Origin of the sequence: Paroceanicella profunda (assembly GCF_005887635.2) — a bacterium.
Taxonomy (GTDB): domain Bacteria; phylum Pseudomonadota; class Alphaproteobacteria; order Rhodobacterales; family Rhodobacteraceae; genus Paroceanicella; species Paroceanicella profunda.
Genome location: NZ_CP040818.1, coordinates 518578 through 534566, shown reverse-complemented (window position 1 = coordinate 534566; position 15989 = coordinate 518578). Strand labels below are relative to the sequence as shown.

Annotated in this window: 16 protein-coding genes; 10 read left to right on the top strand and 6 right to left on the bottom strand. The window is 71.3% G+C overall.

Annotated elements, in window-relative coordinates:
• Positions 1 to 367: 367 nt before the first annotated feature.
• From FDP22_RS02390 to rpmG, 4 genes are all read left to right on the top strand, one after another.
• Entirely contained in the window at positions 368 to 772 is a 405-nt protein-coding gene (locus FDP22_RS02390; RefSeq protein ID WP_138576540.1) for a DUF983 domain-containing protein, read from the top strand.
• A gap of 66 nt (positions 773 to 838) precedes the next feature.
• Positions 839 to 1555, top strand: a complete 717-nt coding sequence (locus FDP22_RS02385; RefSeq protein WP_138576542.1) for an NUDIX hydrolase — start codon at positions 839 to 841, stop codon at positions 1553 to 1555.
• On the top strand, positions 1545 to 2705 hold the full coding sequence (locus FDP22_RS02380) for an MFS transporter (protein WP_170317558.1): 1161 nt from the start codon (positions 1545 to 1547) through the stop codon (positions 2703 to 2705). Before FDP22_RS02385 ends, FDP22_RS02380 begins: the two co-directional genes overlap by 11 nt.
• A 111-nt stretch (positions 2706 to 2816) precedes the next feature.
• Positions 2817 to 2984 carry a 50S ribosomal protein L33 gene (rpmG, locus tag FDP22_RS02375; protein WP_138576546.1) on the top strand — a complete coding sequence of 56 codons (168 nt, stop codon included), beginning with the start codon at positions 2817 to 2819 and terminating at the stop codon, positions 2982 to 2984.
• Between the two features lie 96 nt (positions 2985 to 3080).
• On the opposite strand, the gene FDP22_RS02370 is transcribed toward rpmG, so the two are convergent.
• The 4 genes from FDP22_RS02370 to FDP22_RS02355 form a co-directional block, all read right to left on the bottom strand.
• Positions 3081 to 4130, bottom strand: coding sequence for an alpha/beta hydrolase family protein (locus tag FDP22_RS02370; protein WP_138576548.1), 1050 nt, complete (start codon positions 4128 to 4130; stop codon positions 3081 to 3083).
• Between the two features lie 122 nt (positions 4131 to 4252).
• Positions 4253 to 5047 carry a Bax inhibitor-1/YccA family protein gene (locus tag FDP22_RS02365; protein ID WP_138576550.1) on the bottom strand — a complete coding sequence of 265 codons (795 nt, stop codon included), beginning with the start codon at positions 5045 to 5047 and terminating at the stop codon, positions 4253 to 4255.
• 275 nt (positions 5048 to 5322) lie between these two features.
• The gene (locus FDP22_RS02360) at positions 5323 to 7866 is read right to left on the bottom strand and encodes an ABC transporter permease (RefSeq protein WP_138576552.1); all 2544 of its coding nucleotides are present in this window, start codon (positions 7864 to 7866) and stop codon (positions 5323 to 5325) included.
• Positions 7863 to 8582, bottom strand: a complete 720-nt coding sequence (locus FDP22_RS02355; RefSeq protein ID WP_138576554.1) for an ABC transporter ATP-binding protein — start codon at positions 8580 to 8582, stop codon at positions 7863 to 7865. The genes FDP22_RS02360 and FDP22_RS02355 overlap by 4 nt, the downstream gene beginning before the upstream one ends.
• A gap of 58 nt (positions 8583 to 8640) precedes the next feature.
• Between FDP22_RS02355 and FDP22_RS02350 the strand changes: the two genes are divergently transcribed.
• Together FDP22_RS02350 and thpR are read left to right on the top strand one after the other, a co-directional pair.
• A complete protein-coding gene (locus FDP22_RS02350) occupies positions 8641 to 9306 on the top strand; it encodes an arylesterase (RefSeq protein ID WP_138576556.1) in 666 nt (221 codons plus the stop codon).
• Between the two features lie 69 nt (positions 9307 to 9375).
• Positions 9376 to 9918, top strand: coding sequence for an RNA 2',3'-cyclic phosphodiesterase (thpR, locus tag FDP22_RS02345; protein ID WP_138576558.1), 543 nt, complete (start codon positions 9376 to 9378; stop codon positions 9916 to 9918).
• On the opposite strand, the gene FDP22_RS02340 is transcribed toward thpR, so the two are convergent.
• Positions 9912 to 10133, bottom strand: coding sequence for a DUF1127 domain-containing protein (locus tag FDP22_RS02340; protein ID WP_205910831.1), 222 nt, complete (start codon positions 10131 to 10133; stop codon positions 9912 to 9914). The genes thpR and FDP22_RS02340 overlap by 7 nt on opposite strands.
• 146 nt (positions 10134 to 10279) lie before the next feature.
• Between FDP22_RS02340 and FDP22_RS02335 the strand changes: the two genes are divergently transcribed.
• A complete protein-coding gene (locus FDP22_RS02335; RefSeq protein ID WP_138576562.1) occupies positions 10280 to 11152 on the top strand; it encodes a LysR family transcriptional regulator in 873 nt (290 codons plus the stop codon).
• A gap of 84 nt (positions 11153 to 11236) precedes the next feature.
• Here FDP22_RS02335 and FDP22_RS02330 read toward each other — a convergent pair whose 3' ends face one another.
• Entirely contained in the window at positions 11237 to 12208 is a 972-nt protein-coding gene (locus tag FDP22_RS02330; protein WP_138576564.1) for an NADPH:quinone oxidoreductase family protein, read from the bottom strand.
• A 69-nt stretch (positions 12209 to 12277) separates the two neighbouring features.
• Between FDP22_RS02330 and FDP22_RS02325 the strand changes: the two genes are divergently transcribed.
• The 3 genes from FDP22_RS02325 to FDP22_RS02315 all read left to right on the top strand — a co-directional run bounded on the left by FDP22_RS02325 (position 12278) and on the right by FDP22_RS02315 (position 15961).
• Positions 12278 to 13306 (top strand): DUF2332 domain-containing protein, encoded by a 1029-nt coding sequence (locus FDP22_RS02325; protein WP_138576566.1) that lies wholly within the window; start codon positions 12278 to 12280, stop codon positions 13304 to 13306.
• Between the two features lie 190 nt (positions 13307 to 13496).
• A complete protein-coding gene (gene typA, locus FDP22_RS02320) occupies positions 13497 to 15317 on the top strand; it encodes a translational GTPase TypA (protein WP_138576568.1) in 1821 nt (606 codons plus the stop codon).
• Positions 15318 to 15571: 254 nt separating this feature from the next.
• Positions 15572 to 15961 (top strand): helix-turn-helix domain-containing protein, encoded by a 390-nt coding sequence (locus FDP22_RS02315; protein WP_138576570.1) that lies wholly within the window; start codon positions 15572 to 15574, stop codon positions 15959 to 15961.
• The last annotated feature ends 28 nt before the right edge of the window (positions 15962 to 15989 follow it).

Below are 15989 nucleotides of genomic sequence, written 5' to 3'. Positions count from 1 at the left end.
CGGGCTCCGTCGTGGGGCAGGCGGAAAATATTCCCCGGGCGGGGCGGGGTCGTCCTGCCCGGTGTGCAAGGTCCGGGGCCACTTCCGGCGCGGGCGCCGGGAGGTGCGGGCGATGTGCGGGCTGCGGCGCCGCGAAGCGGGGGTGCCGGCGGTGGCAGCGGCTCCGGCAGGGCGATCCGCGCTGCCGGATGTGCGGGCGGCCGGTGGGCCACGGTCTCTCGTTCCGGCCCGGGGCGCAGCGTCGGAGCGGGGGGCGGACGGAATCGGACAGGAGCGGAGAAAATGACAAGCGCCAGATGCGCGTCATCCCGACGCAATGACACTCTGTCAGGGTCACATGCCCCGCACGGCGGCATATATCTTGACCATGCGTGACGACACCTCTCCAACAGCCAGCATGGTGGATGACCGCCCTCTCCGTCCGGCGCTTGCGCGCGGCTGGAAGCGGCGCTGCCCGGCCTGTGGCGGCGGAACCCTGTTCAAGGGATACCTCGCCGTGCGCCGCAGCTGCCCGGTCTGTGCCGAGGAGCTGTACCATCACCGTGCCGATGACGGCCCGGCCTGGGCGACCATCGTGATCGTCGGCCACCTTGTCGCGCCGGTGATGCTGATCGTCTATTCCACCTTCCGGCCGGAGCCCTGGCTGATGGCCGTGGGCCTGTCGCTGGGGTTCCTGTGCATCACCCTCTACCTCCTGCCCCGGATCAAGGGGATGTTCGTGGCCTTCCAGTGGTCGCGGCGCATGCACGGATTCGACCGGTCCTCCGGCTGAGCCCCGTGCGACTGGACAAGCGCTGAGTGTCGCGGCCATAGTCTGGCGCAGCAGACGAGAGGCCGCATGACCAGCCCGACCGACATTCCCCCCCCGGCCCTCCCGGACAAGACCGCGATTCGCGATGCCGCGAGCGTGGTGATCGTGCGGCGCGGGGAGGCGGGCGCCCGGATCCTGATGGGCAAGCGCGGCGCGGGGGCCGCCTTCATGCCCAGCCTCTTCGTGTTTCCCGGCGGCGCGATCGACCCGGCCGACGCCGCGCTGGCGCTCGACACCCCGCTCGCGCCCGGCTCTGCGCAGCGCCTCGGCGCGGACGCACCCGGGGGCATCGGCACCGCCCTGGCCCGCACCGCGGTGCGCGAGATGTTCGAGGAAACCGGCCTCGCGCTCGGCCGGCCTCATCCCGCCGCCCGCGCCGCGGCGGAGGCCGCGCCCGCGCCGTGGCAGCCCTTCCTCGCGCGCGGGCTGATGCCGGCCACCGACGCGCTGCGCTTCATCTTCCGCGCCGTCACCCCGAAGGGCCGGCCGCGCCGCTTCGACGCCCGGTTCTTCCTCGTCGACGCGCGCGAGATCGACGGCGACCCGGATGATTTCTCCCGCGCCGAGGATGAGCTCTCCGATCTCACCTGGCTGGATTTCGCCGCCGCCCGCCGGCTGCAGATGCCGTTCATCACCGAGATCGTCCTTGCCGAAGTGGCCGCCATCCTGCGCGATGACACCGCCGACAGGCCCGTGCCCTATTTCCACCACGACGATGAACGCTCCTGGTTCCGTGCCCTCTGAGGCGGGGGGGAACGCGGTCGGCCTGCTCTGTGCCATCCTCGCGGTCACCCTCGCCGGCTTCGGCATCTCGCTCACGCATCCGCTCTTCGCGGTGCTGATGGAGCGGAAGGGCTATTCCGGGCTGGAAATCGGGCTGTCCTCCTCCTCGCTCGCCATCGCGATGCTGGCCGGCGGGTTGCTGATGCCGCGGGTGGTGGCGCGCACCGGGCTGATCCCGATCATGGCCGCGGCGGCGGCCTGCTGCAGCTCCATGCTGCTGATCGCCGGCGCGATGGACGATTACTTCGGCTGGATCGCGGCGCGATTCGGCTTCAGCCTCGGGGCCACGGCGCTGTTCTTCGGGTCGGAGCTGTGGATCGTCTCCGGCGCGCCCGCCGCCCGGCGCGGGCTGTGGCTGGGCATCTACGGCCTGCTGCTCTCGGGCGGCTTCCTCTCCGGGCCGCTGCTGCTGAACGCGGTCGGCACCCTGGGCTGGGCACCGTTCCTCTGGGCCGCGCTGATCATGGCCTGCGCGGCGCTGCCCGTGCTGATCGGCGGCCGCCACGCTCCGCGCAACTTCGGCTCCGCGCCGGCGAGCGTGCTGGAAACCCTGCGCTATTTCCGCACCGACCCGTCGCTGATCTGGGGCGTGGTGCTCTACAGCGTGTTCGAGTTCGGCGTGCTGGGGCTGCTGCCGGTCTGGGGCCTGCGCATCGGGCTGGAGGAGGGGGTGGCCATCGCGCTGGTGGCCCTCGTGCCGCTGGGCAACATGCTGCTGGAGATGCCGATGGGCATCGCGAGCGACCGCTACCCCCGCCGCCTGCTGATGATGATCTGCGCCTCCGGCGCGCTGCTGACCGGGCTGCTCATGCCGGTCTGGGCCGGTTGGGAGGTGGGGCTCACCGGGCTCCTGCTGGTGGCGGGAGGCGTGGTGGTGGGGCTTTACGTGCTGCCGCTGGCCGAGTTCGGCGCCCGCTACACCGGCGACGCTCTGTCGCGGGCGAATGGCGCGGTGATCGTGGGATACGGGCTCGGCGCGCTGCTGGCGCCCACGTTTCTGGGCCAGGCGATGGATATCGCCGGCCCGCACGGGCTGCCCTGGGGGCTGGCGGCGCTGGCGGGCGTGTATCTCGTGCTGCTCGCGTGGCGCGGACGGGCGCGGAGCGCTTGACTCTGCCGGGCGGGGATGCAATTAGGCGCGCAGGAATTTTCGTGCCGCTGCGCTGACGCGCGGGTGTGCGTGATGTTGGATGTGCCCGCAGGGGCCTGAGGAGACGGAACAATGGCGAAACCGACCACTGTTAAGATCCGCCTGAACTCCACCGCGGGGACCGGGCATTTCTACGTGACGAAGAAGAACTCGCGCACCATGACCGAGAAGATGTCGGTCCGGAAGTATGACCCGGTCGTGCGCAAGCATGTGGAATACAAGGAAGGCAAGATCAAATGATCTTGCCTCGCTGACACCTCCGGGTGTCGACTGCCAGGGCGGTACCTTCGGGTGCCGCCTTTTTAGTTTGGGGCGGGTGGGGGCGCCGTGGCGGCCTCACTCGCCGTTGCCGGGCTCCGGGGTCTCGTCCATGCCGCGGCGCAGCCCGTCATACACCCGTGCCAGAAGCTGCCGGTGTGCCGCGGCGCGGCTGCGCGCGGCGCAGAGCGGGGAGTTCGGCGCCCCCTCCTCGGCGAGGATCGCCGATCCGCGCGGGGTGCAGAGCGCGAAGGCGTCGAAGCGGCTCGCTCCGGGCAGGGCCGCGTAGCTGAAGCCGGGAATGCGCGCGATCAGCCCGGAGGCGTCCAGCTCCGGCGCCACCAGGTCCGATGTGCCCAGGTTCACCGCGGTGACGGGGATGGTCACGTCCCGCAGGCTGTCCGCGGCCAGCAGCTTGGTGAGTTCCGGGTCCACCACCACCCCGACGCGGAAGCGCGGGTCCGGCGCGATGTCGGAGAGGGGGGCGAGGTCTGCCCTGTGCAGGTCCACCCCCTGCGCGTCGAACCAGGCGCAGTCGATCAACTGGCCCGGCACGTCGCAGGCGGTGCGCAGGGCGTCCGGGTCCACCCGCACACCGGCGAGCGCCAGCACGGAGGTGCCGCCCAGGAACAGGCCCACCGCGCCCACGCGCTCCGGGTCGAAATGCGGGGCGAGGTCCGGGTCGGCCAGCAGGCCGTCCAGTGCCGCGGAGAAGTCGGCCGGGCGGCGCCAGTACTCCGCCAGGGCCGTGCGGGCGTCGGGGGGTGCCGGAGGGCGGATCACCGCCACCATCATGCCCCGGGCCGCGAGGCCGGCGGCCAGCCAGTCTCCCATGTGCGGGGCCGAGCGCAGGCCGCCATGCGACAGCAGGATGAGCGGGAAGCGCCCCGGCGCCAGCGGCGCGCCCAGGCGCGCCGGCGTGGCCCGGAACACCGGGCTGCCGCCGTAGGCGCCGCGCTCGCCGCCGGGGCCGGCCGGGTACCAGATGCTGCTGTCGAGGGTGGTGGTGCCGCGGTCCGGGGCGGCAAGGCCGAGCGCGCGCACGCCCACCGGTGCCTCGCCTGCTTCGGCGCCCGCCGTGGCGAGCGCCGCGAGCAGGGAGAGAAGGGCCGGGACCAGTCGCATCATGTTCTCCGTCATTGCCGTGACCGGCGGAACCGCGGCCCGGGCTGGCCGGGCGGCGCGGGTGGAAAAGCAAAGGGCCGGGGGTTACGCCCCGGCCCGCCAGATGTCTCGGATGAGGGCTGCCGTCAGTTGCGGTTGCCCATAAGCTGCAGCAGGAACATGAACATGTTGAGGAAGTCGAGATAGAGGTTCAGGGCCCCCGAAATCGCCATCTTCTCCGCCATGACCTCGCCGCCCGGCTGGGAGCGGACCTGCAGGTAGGTGTTCTTGATGTTCTGGGTGTCGAAGGCGGTGAGGCCCGCGAACAGCAGCACGCCGATGACCGAAACCGCGAAATGCAGCGCCGGCGAGGCCAGCCAGATGTTGACGATCGAGGCGACGAGGATGCCGATCACGCCCATCACCAGGAAGGCGCCCATGCCCGACAGGTCGCGCTTGGTGGTGTAGCCGTAGAGCGACAGGCCACCGAAGGCGATCGCGGTCACGAAGAAGGTCTGGGCGATCGAGATGCCGGTGAACACCGCGAAGATCCAGGAGATCGACAGGCCCATCAGCGCCGCGAAGCCGTAGAACACCATCGTGGCGGTGGAGGTGGACATGCGGTTGAGCATGGCGCCGAAGGCGAAGACCACCGCGAGCGGGGCGAACATGATCACCCATTTCAGCGGCGAGAAGAACAGCGCCGCGATGACCGAGGGGGGGATGATCGCGGTCTGGGCCGAGGCCGGGTCCATGCCCTGCTTCATCGCGTTGATGACGACCGCCGCATCGGTGCCCACCACGTAAGCGATGATGCCGGTGATCACCATGGCGATGGCCATCAGGCCATAGACCTTGTTCATGTGTGCGCGCAGGCCCGCGTCGATTTCCGCGGACTGCACGCCGGCAGATGTCCGCCGGACCGTTTCAAACTGAGCCATTCGGCACTCCCTTTTCTCTGACCATGTGTCGAACTCGCCCGCACATCCGGGCCGCCTCCCAATGTCGGGATTGTCGGCTTCGAAATCAAGAAGCGCGGGTGTGACAGATGCGCTTGCCGGGGCGGCTTGTGACCACGTTTTCGTGGGGTTGCGCGATGAGGCGCTCAGGCCGCGGCGCGCGGACGCAGGCGCCCGCCCCGGGCGCCCGGCATCCCCGGATATCCTGCGCGCCAGGCGTGCCGGCCACCCCCGGGGGTGGCCGCCTGCCTGGCGCCTCAATCCCGCGCGCGGAGCACCCGCGCCGGGCGCACGGCCAAAGGCCGCAGCGCGAAGCCGAGCCCGGCGAGCAGGCTGGCGAGCGCGCCGCCAGCCACGATTCCCACCGCCGAGACCGGTTCGAAAGCATAGCCTGCATCCATCACGAATACCATCACCGCCCAGCCGGCCAGGCCGCCGGCGATCACCGCCACCGCCCCGGCCGCCGCGCCCAGCACGGCGGCGCGGATGGCGAAGCTGCCCAGGATGTGGCCGCGGCCGGCGCCCAGCGTCTTCAGCACCGCCGCCTCGAACACCCGTCGCCGCTCGCCCGCCGCGGCGGCGCCGATGAGCACGGTGAACCCGGTGAGCAGCACCGCCGCCGCGCCCCAGCGCGTGGCGCGGGAGAGTTCGCCCAGGGCGCCGGACACCCGGGCAATGGCATCGCGCACCCGGATGGCGGTGATGTTTGGGTAGGCGTCGGCGAGGCTGCGCAGCAGGGGCGCCTCGGCGGCCGGCGTGGCGTAGACGGTGGCGAGATGGGTGTGTGGCGCGCCGGAGAGGGCGCCGGGATTGAACACCATCAGGAAGTTGATGCCCATGGAGCGGAAATCCACGGTGCGGAAATTCGCTACCTTCGCGGTGATGTCACGGCCCAGCACGTTCACGGTGAGGGTGTCGCCCAGCTTCAGGCCCAGCTCGCGGCCCTCCTCCTCGGCGAAGCTCACCAGCGGCGGGCCGGCATAGTCGCCCGGCCACCAGCGCCCTTCCGTGAGGGTGCTGCCCTCGGGCCGGGTGTCGGCGTAGGTCACGCCGCGGTCGCCGCGCAGCACCCAGGCGGCATCGGGGTCGATCTGCGCTTCGCTGGCCTTCACGCCGTGCAGGCGGGTGATGATGCCGCGCAGCATCGGGGCGCTGTCGATGCGCTCCACGCCCGGTTCCGCCCCGGCGCGGGCGCGGAACCCGTCGATCTGGTCGGACTGGATGTCGACGAAGAAATAGGCCGGGGCGCGGTCCGGCAGCTCCCGGCTGATCACCTCGCGCAGGTTCGCGTCGATCTGGCCGACGGCGGCGAGCACGGTGAGCCCGAGCCCGAGCGAGAGCACCACGCTGGCCGTCTCGCCGCCCGGCCCGCCCACGGCGGCGAGGGCGAGGCGCAGCATGGGGCGGCCGCGCAGCGCGCGCGCCCGCGCGGCGCTGCGGGCGAGACGGCGGGTGAGGGCCGCGGCGGCCAGCAGCACGCCCAGCGTGGCCAGCACCCCGAAGGCGGACCAGAGCGTGAGCGTCCACAGCCCCGAGAACAGGCAGGCGAGCCCGATGAGCAGCACCGACAGCCCGGCCACCAGCGCCATGTAGCGCCAGCCCGGCAGATGGCGCTCCGGCGCCGCCATGTCGCGGAACAGCCCGGCGGCGCGGATGTCGCGCGCGCGGGCCAGCGGCCAGACGGTGAAGATGAGCGCGGTGAGCGCGCCGTAGAGGGCCGCCTCCGCCAGCGGGGCGGCGTAGACGTCGAAGAGCGCCGGCACCGGCAGCTCGTCGGCCAGCAGCGGCCCGAGAAGGGCGGGCAGGCCGGCGCCGAGCGCGAGCCCCAGCGCGATGCCGACCAGGGTCAGCAGCCCGATCTGAAGGAAGTAGATCGCGAAGATGGTGTTGCCGGAGGCGCCCAGCGTCTTGAGCGTGGCGATCGTGTCGGTCTTGCGCTCCAGGAAGGCGCGCACGGCGGCGGAGATGCCTACACCGCCCACCGCCAGCGAGGCGAGCCCGACCAGCACCAGGAAGGCGCCCAGCCGGTCCACGAAGCGCTGCAGCCCGGGCGCGCCGTTGCGCCGGTCGCGCCAGCGGATGCCGGCTTCCGGGAAGGCCGCCTGCACGGCGTCCTCGGTGGCGGCGAGGTCGGTGCCGGGGGGCAGGCGCAGGCGGTAGTCCGTCTCGTAGAGCGTGCCGGGGCCGAGCAGGCCGCTGCCCTCCAGTGCCGCGCGGGCGACGATGCTGCGCGGCCCGAGGCTGAAGCCGGAGGTGCCGGCGTCCGGCTCGCGGGTGAGCGCGGCGCTGATGCGGAACGCGGTGCTGCCGAGGCGCACGGTGTCGCCCACCGCGAGGCCCAGCCGGTCGATCAGCGCGCGATCCAGCACCGCGCCGGGCAGGCCCCCGGGCCCGGGGGCGAGGGCCTCGGCCAGCGGCATCTGCGGGTCGAGACCCACGGTTCCGTAGAGCGGGTAGGCCGCGTCCACCGCCTTCACCTGAGTGAGGGCGCGGTCCCGCGCGCCGGCGGGGCCGGTGGTGGTGAGCATGGAGCGGAAGTCGAACACCTCGGAGACCGCGGTGGCCCGGGCCTCCATGAAGGCGCGTTCCTCCGGCGTGGCGGCGCGGTAGGTGAGGCGCATCTCCGCGTCGCCGCCCAGGATGACCGCCCCTTCCGCGCGCAGCCCCGCGTCGATGGCGCTGCGCACCGAGCCCACCGCTGCGATGGCCGCCACCCCGAGGGCGAGGCAGGCGAGGAAGACGCGAAAGCCGGAGAGCCCGCCGCGCAACTCGCGCCGGGCGATGCGCAGGGCAGGGCTCATTCCGCGGCCTCGGCCCGGGCAGCCGCGGCGCTGTCGGGGTCCAGCAGGCCGTCGCGCAGGCCCACCACCCGGTCGCAGCGCGCCGCGAGCTCGGGCGCGTGGGTGACGAGGACCAGGGTGGCGCCGCGGTCGCGCAGGCCGAAGAGCATGTCCATGATCGCCTCGCCCGTGGTGCCGTCGAGGTTTCCGGTCGGCTCGTCGGCGAGCAGGATGTCCGGGCGGGGTGCCGCGGCACGGGCGAGGGCGACGCGCTGCTGCTCCCCGCCCGACATCTGCGCCGGGTAATGGTCCAGCCGGGCGCCGAGGCCCACGCTGCGCAACTCCTCCGCCGCCTTGTCGAAGGCGTCGCGGTCGCCCGCAAGTTCAAGCGGCGTTGCGACATTTTCGAGGGCCGTCATGGTGGGGATCAGGTGGAAAGACTGGAAAACCACCCCCATATGATCGCGGCGGAACCGCGCCAGCGCATCCTCGTTCAGCGCCGAGAGGTCCTGCCCGAGGGCGCGCACCTGCCCGGAGCTGGCCCGTTCCAGCCCGCCCATGACCATGAGGAGTGAGCTCTTGCCCGACCCAGAAGGCCCGATGAGCCCCACCGTCTCGCCCCGCATCACCCTGAGGTCGATGCCGCGCAGGATGTCCACCCGGCCGGCATTGCCGGACAGGCTGAGCGTGACGGAGGCGAGGTCAATGAGCGGGTCGGCGGCTTGGGTCGTCGGCATGGCTGTCGCGGGTCTCCGTCGTCTCGGCACTGGCCTTCGATATGGGGGCGGGTTGCGGATGCGCAAGCGCGGCGCGACGCCCCGCCTCGCCGCCGCGCTTGCGGTCGCCCTGGTGCTGCCGGGCGCGGCGGCGGCGCAGCAGGCGCCCGTCACCCTCGCCGCGCTGGGCGATTCGCTCACCCAGGGCTACGGGCTGCCGGAGGCCGAGGGCTTCGTGCCCCAGCTCCAGGCCTGGCTCGACAGCCATTCCGACGTGCCGGTGACCGTGGTGAACGCCGGCGTCTCCGGCGACACCACGGCCGGTGGCCTGGCCCGGATCGACTGGACCCTCACTCCGGAGGTGAACGGGGTGATCGTGGCGCTGGGCGGAAACGATGTGCTGCGCGGCATCGACCCGGCCGTGAGCCGGGCGAACCTTGACGGGATCCTCGCGCGGATCGATGCCGCCGGCCTGCCGGCCCTGCTGGTGGGCATGCGCGCGCCGGCGAATTTCGGCCCGGAGTACCAGCAGGCCTTCGACGCGATCTACCCCGAGCTGGCACAGGCGCATGGCGCGGCGCTCTACCCGTTCTTCCTGCAGGGGCTGGGCGCGGGCGAGGACATGGCCGCGGCGCGCGGGCTCATGCAGGTTGACAACATTCACCCCGATGCCGAGGGTGTGAAGCGCATCGTTGCCGACATGGGCCCGGCGGTTCTGGAGCTGGTGCACGCGGCGGCGCGGTGACGGCCCCTCTTCCGCCCGGCCGCCGTGCCGGGCCAGCAGACGCCCGGTCCCTGAACCGGGCTACGTGGAATGCGTCTCTTTGCTGCCATCCCGCTGCCCGAGGCAGCGGTCGCGCGTCTCGAGATCCTGTCGGCAGGGCTGCCGGCCGGGCGCCCGGAGCCGCCGGAAAACTATCACGTCACGCTGGGGTTCTTCGGGGAGTGTGACCGGCACCTCGCGGAGGAACTGCATCTGGGCCTGGAGGAGATCCGCCTGGCCGGACCGGTGTCTCTGGACATCACGGGGCTGGGCATGTTCGGCGGCGCGCGGCCGCGGCTGCTGCATGCCGCGCTGGGCGCGGACCCGGCGCTGGTCCGGTTGCAGGGGCGGGTGATGTCGGTGGCCCGGGCCGCGGGGCTCTCGGCGCGCCATGCACGCTTCGTCCCGCATGTCACGCTGGCGCGGTTCCGACCCGGTGAGGGGGGAGGCGCCGATCTGGCCCGCTGGATTGCGGCCCGGGCAGGGTTTTTCGCGGGGCCCTGGAGCGCGGAGAGCTTCTGCCTCTATCGCTCGGATCCCGGCCGGTCAGGGTCCGTCTACACGGAACTCGCGGAATATCCATTCACTCAGTAGCTGCGCGGAAGATCCCAGAAGCGGCGGGACGCTTCTGCACGGGCGTCGTCGCGGGTGATGCCGATGTCTTCCAGCGTGCGGTCGTCCAGGTGCTCCAGCCGGCGGCGCTGCGCGGAGACCTCCATCCAGCGGCGCAGCAGGCCGAAGAGCGACCAGCCGGCGCCCCGCCGGACCTTCCGCTGTGCGTGCCTCCGGGAGAGAGATGTCGTGTTCATGATATGATCCATTCCTGATTCTAATTCAAACTGTTGCGGCCATCACTGGCTGTGATAGATATGGGTTATGCACCCGCTCAACGGAAATGAATGTTAGTTTCGTCACACATCATGGACGATGATGTGTCTCCACGAGGAACAGGACCATGGCCCGAAACATCGACATGACCGCGCTGCGCTCCTTCGTGATGGTGGCGGAAACCGGTGGTGTCACCCGCGCCGCGGCGCGGCTGCACCTCACCCAGTCGGCGGTCTCCATGCAGTTGAAACGGCTGGAGGAAATGCTCGGTCAGCCGCTGCTGGACCGCTCGGGGCGGGGGGTGGCGCTCACCCTGCAGGGTGAGCAGCTCCTGTCCTTCGGCAAGCGGATCCTGGAGCTCAACGACGAGGTCTGGTCCCGGATGACGGACACCGCCTATTCCGGGGAGGTGCGCCTCGGGGTGCCGCATGACATCGTCTATCCCTACATCCCCGAGGTGCTGCACCGATTCCACCACGCCTATCCGCGCATCCGGGTCACGCTTGATTCGAGCTACACGCGCAAGCTGAAGCGGCGCTACGAGGCCGGGGAGATCGACGTGATCCTCACCACGGAGGACGTGCTCGACGCCGGGGGCGAGACGCTGGACACGCCGCAGCTGGTCTGGGTCGGCGCGCCGGGGGGCTCCACCTGGCGCAACCGGCCGCTGCGGCTGGCCTTCGAGAACATCTGCATCTTCCGCGCCGTCACCCAGTCCGCGCTCGATTCCGCCGGGATCGACTGGGAGATGGCGGTGAACTCCGACAACACCCGCTCGGTGGAGGCGGCGGTCTCCGCCGACCTCGCCATCCATGCCTGCATCGACACCACCCTGCCGCCCTATTTCGAGCGCATCCGCCACACCGGCGCGCTGCCCGAACTGCCGCATGTGCGGGTGAACATGTATGCCGCCTCCGGCCCGGATTCAGGCCCGGCACAGGCGCTGGCGGGAATGATCCGCGAGGCGTATCGCGGCGCCTCCGCCATGGCCGCCCAGTAGCGGGGCGGCCCGGGCGCCCGGGCGACAAGGGGCCTCAGGTGCCCGGGCGGCAGGTGGCCGCGGGGCCCGGGCGGCGGCGGGGCTTCACGCGCAGGCCGGCATGGTGACCACCACCTTGCCGGTGGCCCGCCGCTCGGCCAGCAGCGCCAGGGCCGCGCCGGCCTCCTCCAGCGGCACGCGGCCGGAGACATGGGGCGAGAGCCGGCCCTCGGCATACCAGCCGAACAGCGTCGCGGTGCTGCGGGCCAGAACCTCCGGGCGGAAGCGCGGGTAGCCGCCCCAGTAGAAGCCGATCACGTCGATGTTCTTGACCAGCAGGATGTTCGCCGGGATCTGCGGGATATCTCCGGAGGCAAAGCCCAGCGGCAGCACGCGCGCCTCCGGGTTGCAGGCGCGCAGCGCCGCGTCGAACAGCGCGCCGCCCACCGGATCATAGACCACGTCCGCCCCGCCGAGCGCCCTCACCCGGTTGCGCAGGTCGCCGTCCTCGCTGTCGATCAGGTGGTCCGCGCCCTTGCCGCGCGCCACGGCGAGCCGGTCCGCGCCGCGCGCGCAGGCGATCACCTCCGCGCCCATCAGCTTGCCGATCTCCACCGCCGTCAGCCCGATGCCGCCGGCCGCGCCGAGCACGAGCAGCCGCTCGCCCGGGCGCATCCGGGCCCGGTGGTCCAGCGCCAGGTGCGAGGTGCCATAGGCCACGATGAACCCCGCCGCCTCGACCATCGGCATCGCGTCGGGCAGCGCGGTGAGGCCGGCGGCCGGCAGCACGATCTCCTCGGCGAAGCCGCCGAAGCCGGTCACCCCCGCCACCCGCGTGCCCGGCGCCGGCCCCGTGGCCCCGGCGCCGAGCGCGATCACCTCGCCCGCCACCTCCATGCCCGGGGCGAAGGGCAGGGGCGGCTTCTCCTGGTAGCGGCCGCGCACCATCAGCGTGTCGGCGAAGTTCACCCCGCAGGCGTGCACGCGCACCAGCGCCTCCCCCGGGCCCGGCTCCGGGCTGGGCAACGTGTCGATGTGCAGGGCGCCGCCCAGCTCGTGCAGTCTCGCGCTTCGCATCGAATCCTCCTCTGGTCTTGAGCCTGTTTTCCCAGTTAACTGCTTCGGGGGATCAAGGGGGAGCGGGACGTGACATTACCTTTGGCCATCGAGGAGGCGTTCCGGCGTCAGGCTGAGGCCTGCGAGGCGCTGGGGTCTCCGCTCACCGCGCGCGTGTGCAGGCTGGTGCCGGGCATGCTGGAGGGGGAGCTGCTGCGGCGCATTGCCGACTGGCCGGGAGAGCCGGTGGCCGATGCGCTGGCGCTGCGCCTGTGTGGCGGGCTGCACGCGCTGGCGCGCGACGGGCGCTCGCCCGCGCTCACCGCCGCCTACCCGCCGGGCGCCGGCGCGCTGGAGGCCGGGCTGGCCGAGGCGCTGCGCGCGCACCAGGCGTTCCTGCTGCCCTGGCTCGACAGCGCCCCGCAGACCAACGAGGTCGCCCGCTCGGGCGTCCTGCTGGGCGGCGCGCTGGAGATCGCCCGGCGCACCGGCCTGCCGCTGGAACTGCTGGAGATCGGCGCCAGCGCCGGCCTCAACCTCGCCTTCGACCGCTACAGCTACGACCTGGGCGCCGCCGGGCGCTGGGGCAGCGCGCGGGTCGCCATCGCCTGCGAGTGGCGCGGGCGCTGGCCGGACACCTCCACTCCGCTCTCGGTGATCGCGCGCGCGGCCTGCGACCGTGCCCCGGTTCCGGTGCGTGACAGGGCGGCGCGGGCCCGCATGCTCGCCTATGTCTGGGCCGACCAGGCGGCGCGGCTGGCCCGGGCGGAGGGCGCGCTCGACCTGGTTGCCGAAGCGCCCTGGGCGGTGGAGGAGGCCGACGCGGCGGACTGGGTGGAGGCCCGGCTCGCCACGCCGCCGCTGCCCCGGTCGGTGCGGGTGCTGATGCACTCGATCATGTGGCAGTACATGCCACCCGAAACCCGGGAACGCATCCGCGCGGCGATGGCGCAGGCGGGGGCCGGGGCAACGGCGCAGGCGCCGCTCGCCTGGCTGCGGATGGAGGCGGACAGGAGCCGCGGATCCGCCGCCATCCTGCTCACCCTCTGGCCGGGCGGGGAGACGCAAGAGCTGGGCCGGGGCGATTTCCACGGCCGCTGGGCGGACTGGGCGCTCTGATCCGCGCCGCCGGGCGGTGTCGCGAACCTGTCGCAAAAGGCGCCGATCCGCGGAATCGCAGTGCATTTGTGCTGCGCGCAGGGCACAGTTTGCGGCAATGCGGCATTTGCCCACTGGCATTCGGGCGCCGATTCGCCTAAAGGCCGGGCCAATGCCTGCCGCCCAGGCCCTCTCTTACAGGACTCCCGTCATGACGCTTCGCAACATTGCGATCATCGCCCACGTTGACCATGGCAAGACCACGCTCGTCGACGAACTGCTGAAACAGTCCGGAACCTACCGTGCCAATGCCGCTGTCACCGAGCGCGCGATGGACAGCAACGACCTGGAGCGCGAACGCGGGATCACCATCCTCGCGAAATGCACCTCGGTCGACTGGCAGGGCCACCGGATCAACATCGTCGACACCCCCGGCCATGCCGATTTCGGCGGCGAGGTGGAGCGCATCCTGTCGATGGTCGACGGTGTCGTCCTGCTCGTCGATGCCGCCGAGGGCCCGATGCCGCAGACCAAGTTCGTGACCTCCAAGGCGCTCGCCCTCGGCCTGCGCCCGATCGTGGTGCTCAACAAGGTCGACAAGCCGGACGCCGAGCCGGACCGGGCGCTGGACGAGGTGTTCGACCTCTTCGTGGCGCTGGACGCCAACGAGGAGCAGCTCGAGTTCCCGATCCTCTACGCCTCCGGCCGCAACGGCTGGGCCGACAGGGAACTGGACGGCCCGCGCAAGGACCTCACCGCGCTCTTCGAGGTGGTCCAGTCGCACGTGCGGGCGCCCAGGCAGGCCGCGCAGGCCTCCGCGCCGTTCTCCATGCTGGCCACCACGCTGGAAGCCGACCCGTTCCTGGGCCGCATCCTGACCGGCCGCATCGAGACCGGCACCGTGAAGGCCGGCATGAGCGTGAAGGCCCTGTCCCGCAAGGGCGAGGAAATCGAGCGCTTCCGCATCTCCAAGGTACTGGCGTTCCGCGGCCTCGGCCGCCAGCCGGTGGACGAGGCGCAGGCAGGCGACATCGTGGCGCTGGCCGGCATGACCAAGCCGACCGTGGCCGACACGATCTGCGACCTGTCCATCGACGCCGCTATCCCCTCGCAGCCGATCGACCCGCCCACCATCACCGTGACCTTCGGCATCAACGACAGCCCGCTGGCCGGCCGTGACGGCGACAAGGTCCAGTCCCGCGTCATCCGCGACCGCCTGCTGCGCGAAGCGGAATCGAACGTGGCGATCCGCGTGGCCGACACCCCCGGCGGCGAGGCCTTCGAGGTCTCCGGCCGCGGCGAGCTGCAGATGGGCGTGCTCATCGAGAACATGCGCCGCGAGGGCTTCGAGCTGTCGATCTCCCGCCCCCGGGTGATCATCCGCGAGGAGAACGGCCAGCGCATGGAGCCGGTCGAGGAAGCGACGATCGACGTGGACGAGGAATACTCGGGCACGGTGGTGGAGAAGATCTCCCTGCGCAAGGGCGAGCTGGTGGCCATGGCCCCCGGCGGCGCCGGCAAGACTCGCATCGTGGCGCACGTGCCGTCGCGCGGGCTGATCGGCTACCACGGCGAGTTCCTCACCGACACCCGCGGCACCGGCGTGCTGAACCGCGTGTTCCACGGCTGGACCGAGTGGAAGGGCGCGCTGCCCGGCCGCCGGGCCGGCGTGCTGATCTCCATGGAGGACGGCGACAGCGTGGCCTACGCGCTGTGGAACCTCGAGGAGCGCGGCAAGCTGTTCATCTCGGCCGGCGAGAAGGTCTACCAGGGCATGGTGATCGGCGAGCACAGCCGCGACAACGACCTGGAAGTGAACCCGCTCAAGGGCAAGAAGCTCACCAACATGCGCGCGTCCGGCAAGGACGAGGCGGTGACCCTCACCACCCCGACCCGGCTCACGCTGGAGCAGGCGATCGCCTATATCAACGATGACGAACTCGTCGAGGTGACGCCGAACTCCATTCGCATCCGCAAGCGCTACCTGGATCCGCATGAGCGCAAGCGGGAGTCGCGCAAGGAAGGCGTCTGATCGCCTGCAAACGTAGTTTTGCAAAATGCATTGCGTTTTGCAAAACTACCCTGAATTGAATTTTTCAATCTGCACATTGTCTCCAGGGTGAGTTGGCCTTTTGCAACGGCCAACCCCCGCTGAGCCGGCCGAACGCCCCTCGGCAGAAAGAAATCGCCGGAATTCCCGCTTACGGCGAGTTGGCACGCTTTCTGCATAGTGAAGGGCAGAGCCGGCATCGGGCGCGGCACCAAGCTGAAACTGGAGATGATGGAATGAAACATCGTGTGGACGTTCATGTCGGCAAGCGCATCCGTCACCGTCGCTGGATGGTGGGCATGACGCAGCAGCAGCTCGGCGATCTCATCGGAATCAAGTTCCAGCAGATCCAGAAGTACGAGACCGGCATGAACCGGGTCAGCGCGTCCCGCCTGTGGGACATCTCGAGCGCCCTCGATGTTCCGGTGAGCTTCTTCTTCGAAGGCGCGAACGGCGAGGACATCGCCGAGCATCAGCCCGACATGGTGACCGAAGTGGCCGTGGCCCGCGGCGACCTGCTGGCCGACAAGGAGGCCCTCGAACTGGTGCGCTCCTACTATTCGATCCCGGAAGAGCAGCGCAAGCGCCTGTTCGAACTGGCCCGCGTCCTGAGCGACGCCGCCTGAGACTGACGCCGGGCCGCACCGCGTGCCG